13 protein-coding genes are annotated in these 13,372 nt (G+C 72.7%); 8 read left to right on the top strand and 5 right to left on the bottom strand.

The features are described from left to right. Positions 1 to 6: 6 nt before the first annotated feature. From ACWD0F_RS05845 to ACWD0F_RS05825, 5 genes are all read right to left on the bottom strand, one after another. Complete coding sequence (locus ACWD0F_RS05845) at positions 7 to 1,611, bottom strand: ABC transporter substrate-binding protein (RefSeq protein WP_449872765.1); 1,605 nt, start codon at positions 1,609 to 1,611, stop codon at positions 7 to 9. Positions 1,612 to 1,672: 61 nt separating this feature from the next. Further along, on the bottom strand, positions 1,673 to 2,431 hold the full coding sequence (locus ACWD0F_RS05840) for an ATP-binding cassette domain-containing protein (protein WP_449872764.1): 759 nt from the start codon (positions 2,429 to 2,431) through the stop codon (positions 1,673 to 1,675). Further along, on the bottom strand, positions 2,428 to 3,423 hold the full coding sequence (locus tag ACWD0F_RS05835; RefSeq protein WP_449872763.1) for an ABC transporter ATP-binding protein: 996 nt from the start codon (positions 3,421 to 3,423) through the stop codon (positions 2,428 to 2,430). The genes ACWD0F_RS05840 and ACWD0F_RS05835 overlap by 4 nt, the downstream gene beginning before the upstream one ends. Beyond that, positions 3,420 to 4,277 (bottom strand): ABC transporter permease, encoded by an 858-nt coding sequence (locus ACWD0F_RS05830; protein ID WP_449872762.1) that lies wholly within the window; start codon positions 4,275 to 4,277, stop codon positions 3,420 to 3,422. The genes ACWD0F_RS05835 and ACWD0F_RS05830 overlap by 4 nt, the downstream gene beginning before the upstream one ends. 2 nt (positions 4,278 to 4,279) lie before the next feature. After that, positions 4,280 to 5,224 carry an ABC transporter permease gene (locus ACWD0F_RS05825; RefSeq protein WP_449872761.1) on the bottom strand — a complete coding sequence of 315 codons (945 nt, stop codon included), beginning with the start codon at positions 5,222 to 5,224 and terminating at the stop codon, positions 4,280 to 4,282. Between the two features lie 164 nt (positions 5,225 to 5,388). On the opposite strand from ACWD0F_RS05825, the gene ACWD0F_RS05820 reads away from it, so the two are divergent. The 8 genes from ACWD0F_RS05820 (at position 5,389) to ACWD0F_RS05785 (ending at position 13,309) form a co-directional block, all read left to right on the top strand. After that, positions 5,389 to 6,141 carry an alpha/beta fold hydrolase gene (locus ACWD0F_RS05820; RefSeq protein ID WP_449872760.1) on the top strand — a complete coding sequence of 251 codons (753 nt, stop codon included), beginning with the start codon at positions 5,389 to 5,391 and terminating at the stop codon, positions 6,139 to 6,141. 109 nt (positions 6,142 to 6,250) lie between these two features. After that, entirely contained in the window at positions 6,251 to 7,084 is an 834-nt protein-coding gene (locus ACWD0F_RS05815) for an IclR family transcriptional regulator domain-containing protein (RefSeq protein WP_449872759.1), read from the top strand. A gap of 26 nt (positions 7,085 to 7,110) precedes the next feature. Next, the gene (locus ACWD0F_RS05810) at positions 7,111 to 7,968 is read left to right on the top strand and encodes an alpha/beta fold hydrolase (RefSeq protein ID WP_449872758.1); all 858 of its coding nucleotides are present in this window, start codon (positions 7,111 to 7,113) and stop codon (positions 7,966 to 7,968) included. A gap of 85 nt (positions 7,969 to 8,053) precedes the next feature. After that, positions 8,054 to 8,902 (top strand): sugar phosphate isomerase/epimerase family protein, encoded by an 849-nt coding sequence (locus ACWD0F_RS05805; RefSeq protein ID WP_449872757.1) that lies wholly within the window; start codon positions 8,054 to 8,056, stop codon positions 8,900 to 8,902. Beyond that, positions 8,899 to 9,489 carry a nuclear transport factor 2 family protein gene (locus ACWD0F_RS05800; RefSeq protein ID WP_449872756.1) on the top strand — a complete coding sequence of 197 codons (591 nt, stop codon included), beginning with the start codon at positions 8,899 to 8,901 and terminating at the stop codon, positions 9,487 to 9,489. Before ACWD0F_RS05805 ends, ACWD0F_RS05800 begins: the two co-directional genes overlap by 4 nt. A gap of 50 nt (positions 9,490 to 9,539) precedes the next feature. Then, on the top strand, positions 9,540 to 11,186 hold the full coding sequence (locus ACWD0F_RS05795; protein ID WP_449872755.1) for an FAD-dependent oxidoreductase: 1,647 nt from the start codon (positions 9,540 to 9,542) through the stop codon (positions 11,184 to 11,186). Beyond that, complete coding sequence (locus tag ACWD0F_RS05790) at positions 11,183 to 12,499, top strand: amidase (protein ID WP_449872754.1); 1,317 nt, start codon at positions 11,183 to 11,185, stop codon at positions 12,497 to 12,499. Before ACWD0F_RS05795 ends, ACWD0F_RS05790 begins: the two co-directional genes overlap by 4 nt. 48 nt (positions 12,500 to 12,547) lie before the next feature. Continuing rightward, positions 12,548 to 13,309, top strand: a complete 762-nt coding sequence (locus tag ACWD0F_RS05785) for an SDR family NAD(P)-dependent oxidoreductase (protein ID WP_449872753.1) — start codon at positions 12,548 to 12,550, stop codon at positions 13,307 to 13,309. Positions 13,310 to 13,372 lie beyond the last annotated feature (63 nt).

The raw sequence follows: 13,372 nt of genomic DNA, 5'->3' as shown, positions 1-13,372 counted from the left end.
TTCTCCTCAGCCTGCGATGTGCACGGTGGTCAGGTCGATGAACCAGGACTTCGGCGCGACGACGCCGTCGACGGTGGGGGCCACGACGCGCGGGTTGCGGTCGCTGACGACGAACAGGTAGGGAGCGTCCTGGCTGACGATGGCCTCGGCCTGCTTGAACAGCTTGTTGCGGGCCGCGGGGTCGAGGGTGCGCTCGGCCTGATCGGTGAGCTCGTCCACCTGCTTGGAGTAGTGGTGGCCGTCGTAGGCGGGGGTGTCCTTGGCCCAGAACTTCCGCATCAGCGCCTCGGCCTGGTAGGTGACGGTCGAGGCGCACTGGACGTCGGCGCCGAGCGCGGGCTTTCCGGCGTTGAGGTCGGCCAGCAGCGCCGACCACTCCACCTTCTCGATCTTGACGTTGATGCCGACCGCGGCGAGCTGCGCCTGGAGCGCCGTGGCGATGGGCACCGGGATGAGGTTGCCCGACCCGCCGGTCGGCACGGCCAGGGTGGTGGTGAACCCGCCGCTCAGGCCCGCCTCCGCGAGCAGGGCCTTCGCCTTGGCCGGGTCGTGGGTGTAGTGGTCGTTGGCGGGGTCGTACTGCTCGGTGGAGGCGGGGGCGTGCTGGTAGGCCGGGTCGGCGGTGCCCTTCAGCAGGTTCTTCGCGATGGACTCGCGGTCGATGGCGTAGTTGGCGGCCTGGCGTACGCGTACGTCGCCCCAGGGCTTCTTGGCCTGGTCGAACGTGCAGTACCAGAGGTGGTCGTAGTTGTTGGACAACAACCGGAAGCCGGACGAGCGCAGGGACTCCAGGTCGTCGGGGGTGGGGTACTCGATCCAGTTGACCTCGCCGGCCCGCAGGGCGGCGGTGCGGGCGGAGGCGTCCGGCATGGGGCGCAGGATCAGCTTGTCCAGTTTGGGCGCGCCGCCCCAATACTGCTTGTTCGGCAGGAGGGTGAGCTGCTGGCCCGGTTTGGCCGACTCGAAGCGGAAGGGGCCGGTCCCTGCGGGGTGGAGGGAGAACTGCTCGTTGCCGTACTTCCGCACGGCGCTCGGGCTCGGGACGGTGAGGAAGGTCAGGTCGGTCAGGAGGTGCCCGCTCGGCTGCTTCGTGCTGACGGTCACGGTCCTGGCGTCGACCTTGGCGTACGAGGTGATGCTCTGGGCCCAGAGCGAGGCCGCGCCCGCGGCGGCCGGGTAGTAGAACGGGCTGTCCTTCTTCATCAGCCGGTCGAAGGCGAACACGACGGCGTCGGCGTCGAACGGCGTGCCGTCGCTGAAGGTCACGCCGTCGCGGAGGTGGAAGGTCCACGTACGGCCGTCGGGGCTGCTCTCCCACGAGGTGGCCAGGCCGGGGACGATCGAGGGCGTCTTGGCGTCCTGCTTGAGGTCATAGCGGGTGAGCCCGTCGTACAACTGGAAGTTGACGAACCGCTCGCCCTCGAAGCCCTGGGTGAAGGCCAGGACGGTGTCGGTGCCGGGCAGGTCGGAGGCGGTCATGCCGATCACCAGGGTGCCGCCGGAACCGGCGCCGGGGGACGCGGGGGCGGTGGAGCCGCACCCGGCGAGTACGGCGGCGAGCGCGACGGGGAGGGCGGCGGGCAGCAGGCGAGAACGGCGCGGGAAGGCCATGGATGTCTCCGGAAGGTCAGGCGAACGAAAGTCAGGCGAACGAAGCTCAGGCGGAAGAGGGTCAGGCGAGAGGGGGGATCGACGACAGGAGGGTGCGGGTGTAGGGATGGCGGGCGGCCGTCCAGATCTGTGCGGCCGGCCCTTCCTCGACCACCTGGCCCAGGTACATGACCGCGACCCGGTCCGCGATGTGCTCGACGACCGACAGGTCGTGGGAGATGAACAGGATGGCGACGCCGGTGTCGCGCTGGAGCTCGGCGAGCAGGTTGAGCACCTGCGCCTGGATGCTCTTGTCCAGGGCGGAGACCGCCTCGTCGCAGATGACGAGCTGGGGGCGGGTGGCCAGGGCGCGGGCCAGGGCGACCCGCTGGATCTGTCCGCCGGACATCTCGTGCGGGTAGCGTCCGGCGTCCGCGGCCGGCACGCCGACCTGGTCGAGCACCTCGGCGACCCTGGCCGAGATGGCCGGTCCGCGCCAGTGGTGCGCGCGCAGGTTGAAGGCGATGGCGTCGCCGACGGTCATCCGCGGGTTCAGCGACGTCTGCGGCGACTGGGGGACGACCTGCAGGCCGGCGCGCAGGGCCCGCAGCGCGCCGCCGCGGGCTCGGGCCAGGTCCTGCCCGGCGAAGACGACCTGCCCGGCATCGGGCTTGAGCAGGCGCAGGATCATCTTCGCCGTGGTGGACTTGCCGCTGCCCGACTCGCCCACCACGCCGAGCGTCTCACCGGCTCGCAGGGACAGGCTGACGTCGTCCACGGCGAGCACACCGTTCGCGAACCTCTTGGTCAGGCCGGTCGCGGCCAGCAGCGGATCGCTCATTTCGCCCTCATTTCCAGGCCGGCGGCTCTCCAGGGGACCGGGCAGGCGGCGGAGCCGCCCTCCGCGACGGCGTCGAGCTCCGGCCGCGCGGCCGAGCAGGAGTCGACGCGATGGGCGCAGCGCGGCTCCAGCGCGCACCGGCCGTCGAGGTCTTCGGTGGCCGACGGCGGCAGTCCGGGCAGCGCCGCCAGCTCGCCGCGCGGGATGCCGGGGCGCGGCTGCGCGCCGAGCAACGCCGCCGTGTACGGGTGCGCGGGCCGGTCGATCACCCGCCCGGCGGGCCCGTGCTCGACCACCCGCCCGGCGTACATGACGACCACCGACGACCCCATCTGCCTGGCCACGCCCACGTCGTGGGTGACCAGGAGCAGCGCCATGTCCATCTCCCGCTGCAGCCGGTCGAACAACTCCAGGATCTTGGCCTGGACCGTCATGTCGAGCGCGGTGGTCGGCTCGTCGGCGATGAGCAGCCGGGGCTCGCAGGCCACGGCGGCGGCGATGGCGACGCGCTGGCGCATGCCGCCGGACAACTCGTGCGGGTAGGAGCGGGCCACCCGCGCGGGCTCGGTGATCCCGGCCTGGGCGAGCAGCTCCTCCACCCGGGCACGGCGGGCCGCCCGCGAGGTGACGACGCGGTGGACCCGCAACACCTCGCCGACCTGCGCGCCGACGCGGCGCAGCGGGTCGAGCGAGCCGTTCGGGTCCTGCGGCACCAGGCCGATGGCCCGGCCGCGCAGGGGGCGCAGGGACTGCTCGTCGAGGCCGAGCAGGTCGGCGCCGTCGAGCCGGATGGCGCCGCTGATCCTGGCCGCGCCGCCCAGCAGCCCCATGACGGCCCGGGCGGTGACGGATTTGCCGCTGCCCGACTCGCCGAGCACCACCGTCGTGCGGCCCGCCTCGACGGTGAGGCTGACTCCGCGGACGGGGCGGGCGACGCGCGGCCCGGTGGGGATGTCGACTTTGAGGTTCTCGACCTCCAGCAGCGCGCTCATGCCGCGTGCCTCGTCCGTACGTCGAAGCGCCGGCGCAGTCCTTCACCGAGCACGTTGAACGCCACCGACGCCAGGAAGATCGCCACCGCCGGGACCAGGGCGAGCAGCGGCGCGATGAAGATGTGCTGGCGCAGGTCGTCCAGCATCGCGCCCCATTCGGCCCGTGGCGGCGCGACGCCGAGCCCGAGGAAGGACAGACCGGCGCCGAGCACGATCGACAGGCCCACCAGGGCCGAGCAGTACACGGTCACGGGCGGCAGGATGTTGGGTAGCACGTGCCGCAGCGCGATCGTGGTCCAGCGCGCGCCGCTGGCCTGCGCGGCCTGCATGAAGTCCAGCTCGCGCAGCCGGGCGACCTCGGTGACGACCACCCGGGCGACCGCGGGGACGAGGATGACCGACAGGGCGATGATCGAGCTGGTCAGCCCGGCCCCGAGTGAGGCGGCGACGGCGATGGCCAGGAGCACGGCGGGGAAGGCGAAGAGCACGTCCAGGCTCCGCATGACGGCGTTCTCCAGCCACCGCCGGCCGAGCCCGGCCACGATGCCGAGGAAGATGCCGAGCACGCCGGCGACCAGGACCGGCGTGAACGCCACGACCAGTGAGGGCTGAGCGCCCCACACCAGGCGGCTGAGCAGATCGCGGCCCTGGCCGTCGGTGCCGAGCAGGTGTCCGGCGGAGCCCGGCGGCAGCAGCCGCTCGGTCAGCGCGCCGGCGTCGGGGTCGGGCAGCGGCAGCACGGGTGCCAGCACCGCTGCCAGGACGAGGAGCAGGGCCATGAGCGCGCCTGCGACGAGGGCCGCAGGAAGGCGGACTCGGCGGGCGGCCGTCATGGCGGATGGGGTGCCGTCCACGGCTACCTCCGTACGCGGGGGTCGATGAGCGCGTGCGCGCCGTCGACGAGGATGTTGATGACGAGGAACGAGACGGCGATGACCAGCACGCCGCCCTGGATGAGCGGCAGGTCGCGGGAGGCGATGGCGTTGTAGAGCGCCTGGCCGAGCCCGGGCCAGGAGAAGATCGTCTCCACGAACACCACGCCGCCGATGAGGTAGGCGAGCTGCAGCCCGGCGATGGTGAGCAGCGAGGGCAGCGCGTTGTGCAGCGCGTGCCGGGCGATGGCGGACCTGGGCAGGCCGCGCGCCCGCATCGCCTCGACGTTGTCGCCGGCCAGCACGTCGGCCAGGGTGGCGCGCAACATGCGGCCGACGACGCCCATCGGGATCACCGCCACGGCGACGGCGGGCAGGATCAAGTGCCGCAGCAGGTCGCCCGGTCCGCTGCCGTTGATGAGGTCGCGCATGCCGCCGGCGGGCAGGACCTGCCACTCCACGGCGAACACGACGACGAGCAGCAGCCCGACGGAGTACGGCGGCAGCGACATGGCCAGGAAGGACGCGCCCGAGGCGAGCCGGTCCGGCAGCCGCCAGGCGCTGAAGGCTCCGGCGCTCCCGAGCACCAGCGCTCCGGCGAAGGCGATCAGCGCGCCCGCCGCCGCCAGCAGCGCGGTGTTGCCGAAGGCGGACAAGACGATGTCCAGCACCGGTAACTGCAACTGGATGGAGGTGCCGAGCCGGCCCTGGACGAGGTTCTGCAACCAGGTGCCGAACTGGACCACCAGCGGCTGGTCGAGCCCGAGCCGTTCGATCAGCGCGCGCCGCGCCTCGGGCGGGGCGAGCGGGCCCACCAGGCTGGCCACCGGATCGCCGGGGACGAGCTTGGCGGTGACGAAGACGACGAGGGACACGCCGAACAACGTCGGCACCGCCAGGAGGAGGCGACGTGCCAGGAATCTGAGCATTTGCATCTCCGGAATCTCGGTGCTTGCCGCTACCGCTCGACCGGACGTCAGGACGTTGTGCGATATGCGCACGATTGTGCGCATACTAATCAGGTCCGTCGAGGGTGCGCAATAGGGAAGGGCCAGAACTGTGCGCTTGGCGCACGCTTGTGCGCATTGCTAACATGCGGCACAACGACCTGCGAGAGAACGAGGTGAGTCCGACGACCACTCCTCCGCCACCCACGCTGCTGCTGGTCCACGGGGCCTGGCATGGGAGCTGGGCCTGGGATCCGGTGATCCCGCTGCTGGCCGAGCGGGGCGTCCCCGTCCACGCCGTACAGCTCCCCGGTGTGGGACGCGCGCCCGGCGGCCATGACCTGCGGGGCCACGCCGAGTTCCTGCGCGCGGAGCTGGCCGCGCTGCCCGGCCCGGTCGCGTTGTGCGCGCACTCCTACGGTGGGGCGGTGATCACGGAGGCCGCGGCCGGCGCGGCCGGTGTCACCTCGCTGATCTACCTCACCGCGTTCCTCCTGGAAGAAGGAGAGTCCAGCGCCGACGCCAACCGGCTCACACCCGCGCCTCCCGACCCGGCGCTCGCGCCCGTCGCCGAGGGCGATTACCTGCGTGTTCCCGACGCCGCCGCCCGCTACATGTTCTACGAGGGGTGCACGCCCGAGCAGACGGCCGAGGCCGTCGGCCGGCTCACGCCCGAGCACGTCGGCACCGTCACCGCCCCGGTGACCCGCGCCGCCTGGCGCGACCTCCCCTCCACGTACATCGTCTGCCGCCGGGACCGCGCCCTGTCCCCGGGTGTTCAGCGCACCATGGCCCGCCGCGCGAATCGGCAGGTGGAGCTGGACAGCGCCCACTCGCCGATGCTCACCGACCCGTTGCGGCTCGCCGCGCTCCTGGCCGAAACGGTGCAGAATGCGTGAAGCGATCAACCGCCCATTCCGGCGAGCCGTATCCTGGGGACACCGCCGTGGCCCTCCTGCCACCGGCGGACCAGACCGGCCATCATGATCGAAGGGGAGAGTGGCACCGGTGGCGCGAACCGACGCGGACCAATCCGAGCAGGCCCAGCGCGGCCAGGAGCGGCCCCCGTACTTCGTCCAGTCCCTGGAGCGGGGGCTGGCCGTCATCAGGGCCTTCGACCACACCCGCCCGCACCTCACCTCCACCGAGGTCGCCAAGATCACCGGCCTCGACCGGGCGGCCGCGCGGCGCTTCCTGCTCACGCTGGTCGACCTGGGCTACGTGATGACCGACGGACGTCTCTACTCCCTGCGTCCGCGCGTGCTCGAACTCGGCTTCGCCTACCTGTCCAGCCTCAGCCTGCCCGAGGTCGCCCTGCCGCACATGGAGCGGCTCGTCGGGGAGATCCACGAGACCTGCTCGCTCGGCGTGCTCGACGGCAAGGAGGTCGTGTTCGTCGCACGCGTGCCGGTCAAGCGGCTGATGACCATCCCGATCATGGTGGGCAGCCGGTTCCCGGCGTACCCGACCTCCATGGGCCGGGTGCTCCTGGCCGGGGTGTCCGACCAGGCGCTCGACGACTACCTCGGCTCCGTACGCCTGGAGCAGATCGCCGAGCACACGGTCACCGACCCCGCCGAGCTGCGGTCCATCGTCCAGGAGGTCCGTAAGCGGGGCTGGGCGATCGTGGACCAGGAGATCGACGACGGCTCGCGCTCGATCGCCGTGCCGGTCCGCGACTCGAGCGGCCGGGTCATGGCCGCGCTCAACGTCTCCATGCTCTCCGGCCGAGGCTCCGCCGAGGCCATGAGCGACTTCCTGCCCGCCATGCGGCGGGCGGCTGATCAGATCGAAGCGGACCTGCGCCACAACTCCCATCAGGAGTTCGGCCTCATCGGATAACGGGGGCAGGTCCGGAAAGGATTTCCGTGACTGTCACCACTCATCTCGCCGACCTCGACGGCACCGGCCTGTTCTACCGGCGTTGCGGTACGGGCGACCGCCTCGTGGTCCTCCTGCACGGCTGGCCCCAGACCGGCCACTGCTGGCGGCACCTCATGCGCCCGCTCGGCGAGCGCTACACCGTCGTCGCCCCCGACCTGCGCGGCTACGGCCGCTCCGGCAAGCCGGGCACCGGCTACGACAAGCGCACGACCGCGACCGACCTGTCGCGTCTCGTCAGGGTGCTCGGCTTCGGCAACGCGCACGTCGTGGGACACGACCGGGGCGCCCGCGTGGCCCACCGCTGGGCCCTGGACCGCCCCGAGGACGTCGATCACCTGGCGCTGCTGGACATCCTGCCGACCCGGGAGGTGATGAACTCCTTCGACAAGGACTCGGCCGCCGCCATGTGGCACTGGTTCTTCCACCTCCAGCCGGAGCTGCCCGAGCTGCTGATCGCCGGCAACACCGAGGCGTACCTCCGTTTCTTCCTCGAACGGCAGGTGTTCGCGCCCGGCGCGATCGGCGAGGAGGCCATCGCCGAGTACGTCGCCGCCTTCAGCGACCCCGCCGCGCTGCACGCGTCGCTGGAGGACTACCGCGCCGGCTTCCGCCAGGACCTGGCGGCCGACGAGCACGACGCCGCCGGCGGCCGGCGCGTCACCCAGCCGCTGCTGCTGCTCTGGGGCGCGCAGGGCGGGCTCGGCCGCAGCGACGTGCCCGCCGTCTGGTCCGGGTACGCCGACCGGGTCACCGGCCGGGCCATCGACGACTGCCGTCACTTCCTGCCGGAAGAGCAGCCTGAGCAGGTCCTACGGCACCTGCTGGCGTTCCTTCCCGCCTGACCTCGCGGACACCGTTGTTGCCCGGGTACCCCCTTAACGTTTATTATGCGCACAGTTGTGCACATAGCGCACAGAACGGAATGAGATGACACCAGACCACGCGATCACGTTGTGCGCCATGACCCTGCGGCACGCGTCGCTCCCCGAGCGGCTGCGGGCCGCCGCCGAGGCCGGCTTCGACTCCGTCGGGTTCACCCTCGACCAGTACCGGGCCGCCCGCGCCGACGGGCTCACCGACGCCGCGCTGCGCCGCCTGCTCGGCGCGCACGGCCTGCGCGTCGCCGAGCTGGAGTCACCCTGGGACTGGGCCGCCGCCGGCTCCGGCTCCGGCGTCGTCGGCCAGGACGAGGAGGCGGACCTGCTGCTCCACGCCCTGGAGGCGCTGGAATGCGGGCAGCTCAACGCGGTGCAGTTCACGGCGTACCCGGATGAGCTGCTGGCCGAGCGGCTGGCCGCCCTGGCCGAGCGGGTGGCCGCGAGCGGGGCGCGGGTGGCGCTGGAGTTCATGCCGTTCAGCGAGATCCGCACCCTGGGGCACGCCTGGCGGCTCGTGCGTGACAGCGGGGCGCCGGCCGCCGGTCTCCTGCTCGACCACTGGCACTACCGGCGCTCAGGCGCGACGCCCGCGGACCTCGCCGCGATCCCGCCGGAGCGGGTGCTGTCCGTGCAGCTCAACGACGTCCGGCCCACCCCCGGCGACGACCTCCGGTACGAGGCCCGCCACCTGCGCCTGCTGCCCGGCGCCGGCGCCGCCGCCTTCGTACGGGAGCTCGACGCCCTCGGCGTGACCGCCCGCATGTCGGCGGAGATCTGGGCCGACGACCTCGACCTGCTGCCCCCGGCCGAGGCCGCCGGGCAGATCCACGGCGCCACCATCCGCACGCTCGCGGCGGCCGGCCACCACCCGTACCACGAAGCGAAGGAGCCGGCGTGACCAGCACCGACCAGGCGGAGATCAGGCAGCTCGTGGAGAACTGGGCCGTCTGGCGCGACGCCGGCCAGTGGGACCGGTTCGCCACCCTGTGGCACCCCGACGGCGTCATGCAGGCCACCTGGTTCCAGGGCGGCTACCGCGACTTCATCGAGGTCAGCCGGCAGGGATGGGCGCGCGGCGTACGCATCCTGCACTTCCTGGGCGGCACCTCCGCCGAGGTCGCCGGCGACCGGGCGATCGCCCAGACGAAGATGACGATCACGCAGCGGGCGCTCGTCGAAGGCGTCGAGTGCGACGTCGTGTGCACCGGCAGGTTCTACGACTTCCTCAGCCGCGACGACGGCTGGCGGCTGGTGCTCCGCCAGCCCGTCTACGAGCGCGACCGCATCGATCCGGTCGATCCGGCCACGACGCCGCGGCTCGACCGCGACCTGTTGCGGAGCCTGCCCGAGGGCTACCGGCACCTGGCGTACCTGCAGACCGGGCTCGGTTACCAGGTCAAGACGGACATGCCGCAGCTCACCGGCGACGCGGTCGAAGCGCTCTACCGGCGCGGGGACGACTGGCTCCGCGACGGCTCGCGATGACCGGCCGCGTCCTCAGCCCCCTGACCTCCCTCGTCCCAAGGAGCGATCGCGTGTCCCGACCCCAGCACTTCGATCTGGTCGTCATCGGCGGCGGCCTCGGCGGGGTGTCCGCCGTCCTGGCGGCCGCCCGGCTCGGCCTGCGCAGCGTGCTGGTGAGCGAGTGCGACTGGCTCGGCGGACAGGTGAGCAGCCAGTGCATCCCGCCCGACGAGCACCCGTGGATCGAGGCGGCCGGCTGCACCCGTTCCTACCGCGACTACCGCGACCGGGTGCGCTCCTTCTACCGGCGCAACTACCCGCTGAAGGCGGCGGCCAGGACGGTGCGTGCGCTGAATCCCGGCTCCGGCAACATCGGCCCGCTCAGCCACGAGCCGCAGGTCTCCCGTCTCGTGCTGGAGGAGATGCTGGCGCCCTGGATCAGCGGCGGGCTGGTCACCGTGCTGCGCGACCACCGTCTGGCCGCCGCCGCCACCGAGCACGACGAGATCACCTCGGTGCTCGTACGCGGGCCCGAGGGTGAGGAGAGGGAGCTGACCGCTGCGTACTATCTGGACGCCACCGACCTCGGCGACCTCATCGACCTGGCGGGCGCCGAGCACGTCTACGGCGCGGAGAGCAGCGCGGAGACCGGTGAGCCGCACGCGCCGCCGGTCGCCGACCCCTACGACCAGCAGGCGATCACCTGGGCGATGTTGCTGAGCTGGGACCCCGCCACCGACAACACCATCGACCGCCCGGCCGGCTACGCCACGTGGCGCTCCTACCGGCCGCCCGCCTGGCCGGGCGCGCTGCTGAGCTGGGACGTCAGCGACCACGTCACGCACAGGACCCGGCAGCGGCCGCTGTTCACCGACGAGGTGTCGGACGGCGGCGTCCGCTACGACCTCTGGCATGCCCGGCGCGTCCTGGACGCCGCGCACTTCGAACCCGAGTGGGGCGACATCACCGCCGCCGCCTGGCCCATGATGGACTACTCCCGTCTGCCGCTCATCGGCGTGGACGAGCCGGCCCGGCAGCTCGCCCTGCGGGAGGCGCGGGAGCTCTCCCTCTCGTTCCTGTACTGGATGCAGACCGAGGCCCCCCGCCACGACGGCGGACACGGATATCCCGAGTTGCGCCCGCGCGGCGACCTCACCGGCACGCCCGACGGGCTGGCCAAGCTGCCCTACATCCGCGAGAGCCGGCGCATCCGCGCCGAGTTCACGCTGGTCGAGCAGCACATCGGCGTCGAGGCCCGCGCCGGTCTTGAGGGCGCCGAGCGCTTCGCCGACAGCGTCGGCGTCAGTGCCTACCGGATCGACGTGCACCCGTCCACCAGCGGGCGGCCGACCATCGACATCGACACCTGGCCGTTCCAGATCCCGCTCGGCAGCCTCATCCCCGTACGGTTGCGCAACCTGCTGCCCGCCGCCAAGAACATCGGCGCCACCCACCTGACCAGCGGCGCCGTCCGGGTCCATCCCGGCGAGTGGACGGTCGGAGAGGCGGCGGGCGCGCTGGCGGGCTTCTGCGTACGCCAGGGAACGCCGCCCGCGCGGGTGCGTGCCGACGAGGGGCGGCTGGGCGAGTTCCAGTCCCTGCTCACCGACGTCATCGGCATCGAGCTGGACTGGCCGCGCTACGACGCGCTCACCCCGCGCCGCCGCTTCGGCTACGTACCGCAGGACACGCCCGCGCCGGAAGGCTCGTCCCGATGACGGAAGCTCCGCTGCACGCGCTGCTCGCCCGGCACGGCGGCCTGGCCGGCCTGGCGGCGGCGGTCCGCGACGGCACGCTTCCCCCGGCCGAGCCGGCGCGGGCGGCCCTGTCCCGCATCGCCGCCCTGAACCCGAGCCTGCACGCCTTCACCCAGGTCTTCACAGAACCGGGACCGGGCCTCCTGAGCGGGGCACTCGCCGGCATACCCGTCGCCGTGAAGGACAACATCGACGTGGCGAGCCACGTCACCAGCCTGGGCCGCCCGCTCCAGGAGTACGAGCCGGCCCCCCGGGACGCCGTGGCGGTCGCCCGGCTGAAGGCGGCGGACGCGTTCGTCGCCGGCAAGACGAACCTGCCCGAGCTGGCCAGCTCCGCCGTGACCGCCAACGCGCACTACGGCGACGCGCGCAACCCCTGCGACGAGAGCCGCACGGCGGGCGGCTCCAGCGGCGGCTCGGCGTCGGCCGTGGCGGCGGGCATGGCGGCCGCCGCGCTCGGGACCGACACCGGCGGGTCGGTGCTGATCCCGGCCGCGCTCACCGGCGTCTGCGGATTCCGCCCCACCCACGGCCGGATCAGCGTGGACGGGGTGGTGCCGCTCAGCCCCACCTTCGACACGGTCGGCGTCATCGCCCTGACCCCCGCCGACGTCACGGCCCTGCTGAACGTCCTGGAGGAGCCCGCGCCACCGCCCGGAGTCCTGCTGGAGGAGCCCGCGCCACCGCCCGCCGCGCCCGGACTCGCCGGACTGCGCGTCGGCCGGCTCACCGGGTGGTTCGACGAGATCGACGGCGGCGTACGCGACCTGCTCGACGGCGTCGCGGGCCGGCTGGCGGCCGCCGGAGCCCAGGTCAGCCCGGTGGAGCTGCCCTCCGCGCCGCTCGTCCACCGGCACGCGCGGACCATCTACGCCGTCGAAGCCTCCGCCGTCTACGCCGGTCTGCTCCAGCCCGGTCGTTCCTACCCGCCCACCGTGGAGGCGCGCCGCGGCCATCGTGTGCGCCCCGAGGACCTGGACCGGGCCAGGGAGTTCCGCCGGATGTGGCAGGCCGAGACGAACGCCGCCTTCGCCCGTTTCGACGTCCTGCTCACCGCCACCACCCCGATCGTCGCACCGCCCATCGACGGCGCGACCGAGGAGACCACGACCGCCCTCATCCGCCAGACCTATCCCTTCTGCCTGGCCGGGACGCCCGCGGTGTCCCTGCCCGCCGGGACGCTCGGCGGCCTGCCCGCCGGGGCCCTGCTCGCCGCGGCGGCCGGCGCCGACCACCGGCTGCTCGCCGTCGCGTCCGCCTGTCACCTCCACTAGCAAGGACACACACATGCACACCTGCTCGTACGAAAAGGCGCCGATCCGATGAGCGGCACGTCCACCGCGCCGGTCGCGGTGATCACGGGAGGCGGCGGCGCGATCGGCGGCTCGACCGCCGCCCGGCTGGCCGCGGACGACTGGACGGTCGTGGTCGCCGACCTCGACCTGAAGGCCGCGCTCGCCACGGCCGGCGACCTTCCGGGTTCGGTGCACGGGCGGCGCCTCGACGTCGCCGACCCGGCGGACATCGCCGCCTTCGTGGCGGACACGGCGGCCGAGTTCGGACGTATCGACGCCGTCGTCTGCGCGGCCGGGATCGAGCCGCCGCAGGATCTGGCCGGCATCGACACGGCGTCCTGGGACCTCACCCAGCACGTCAACCTGCGCGGCCCGGCGCTGCTCGCCCAGGCGGTCCTGCCCTGGTGGCGACGGCAGGGATCGGGCTCCATGGTGAACGTCGGGTCGCGCACGTGGCTGGGCGGCGGCCACCCCGGCTACGTGGCCTCGAAGGCCGGGCTGGTCGGCCTCACCCGTTCGCTGGCCATGGAGCTGGCGCCCATCGGCGTCCGGGTGAACGCCGTGGCGCCCAGCTTCGTCCGTACCGGCTTCAGCAGGCAGCGCGGCGGCGAGCGCATGCTGGACGACTACTCCGAGCGGATGCGCGCCGCCACCCCGATGGGCGAGCTGGTACGCCCGGAGGACGTCGCGAACGCCGTGGCCTTCCTGGCCTCGGACCAGGCGGCGCGGATCACCGGCGAGGTTCTGCACGTCTGTGCCGGCAGCCAGCTCCCGACCTTCCTGCGGTGACCCATCACGCGTCGTCAGCATATTTCATATCCTTGACGCTCGAAAATTTCACACGATAACCTC

This window comes from Nonomuraea sp. NPDC002799 (genome assembly GCF_053592075.1).
This window is presented reverse-complemented; position numbering and strand designations above follow the sequence as displayed.

Excerpts from the sequence above, each read along its gene's own strand:
- ACWD0F_RS05825 (WP_449872761.1), bottom strand. The coding sequence starts at position 5,224 with ATGCTCAGATTCCTGGCACGTCGCCTCCTCCTGGCGGTGCCGACGTTG.
- ACWD0F_RS05790 (WP_449872754.1), top strand. The coding sequence starts at position 11,183 with ATGACGGAAGCTCCGCTGCACGCGCTGCTCGCCCGGCACGGCGGCCTG.
- ACWD0F_RS05845 (WP_449872765.1), bottom strand. The coding sequence starts at position 1,611 with ATGGCCTTCCCGCGCCGTTCTCGCCTGCTGCCCGCCGCCCTCCCCGTC.
- ACWD0F_RS05835 (WP_449872763.1), bottom strand. The coding sequence starts at position 3,423 with ATGAGCGCGCTGCTGGAGGTCGAGAACCTCAAAGTCGACATCCCCACC.
- ACWD0F_RS05820 (WP_449872760.1), top strand. The coding sequence starts at position 5,389 with ATGCGGCACAACGACCTGCGAGAGAACGAGGTGAGTCCGACGACCACT.
- ACWD0F_RS05785 (WP_449872753.1), top strand. The coding sequence starts at position 12,548 with ATGAGCGGCACGTCCACCGCGCCGGTCGCGGTGATCACGGGAGGCGGC.
- ACWD0F_RS05805 (WP_449872757.1), top strand. The coding sequence starts at position 8,054 with ATGACACCAGACCACGCGATCACGTTGTGCGCCATGACCCTGCGGCAC.
- ACWD0F_RS05840 (WP_449872764.1), bottom strand. The coding sequence starts at position 2,431 with ATGAGCGATCCGCTGCTGGCCGCGACCGGCCTGACCAAGAGGTTCGCG.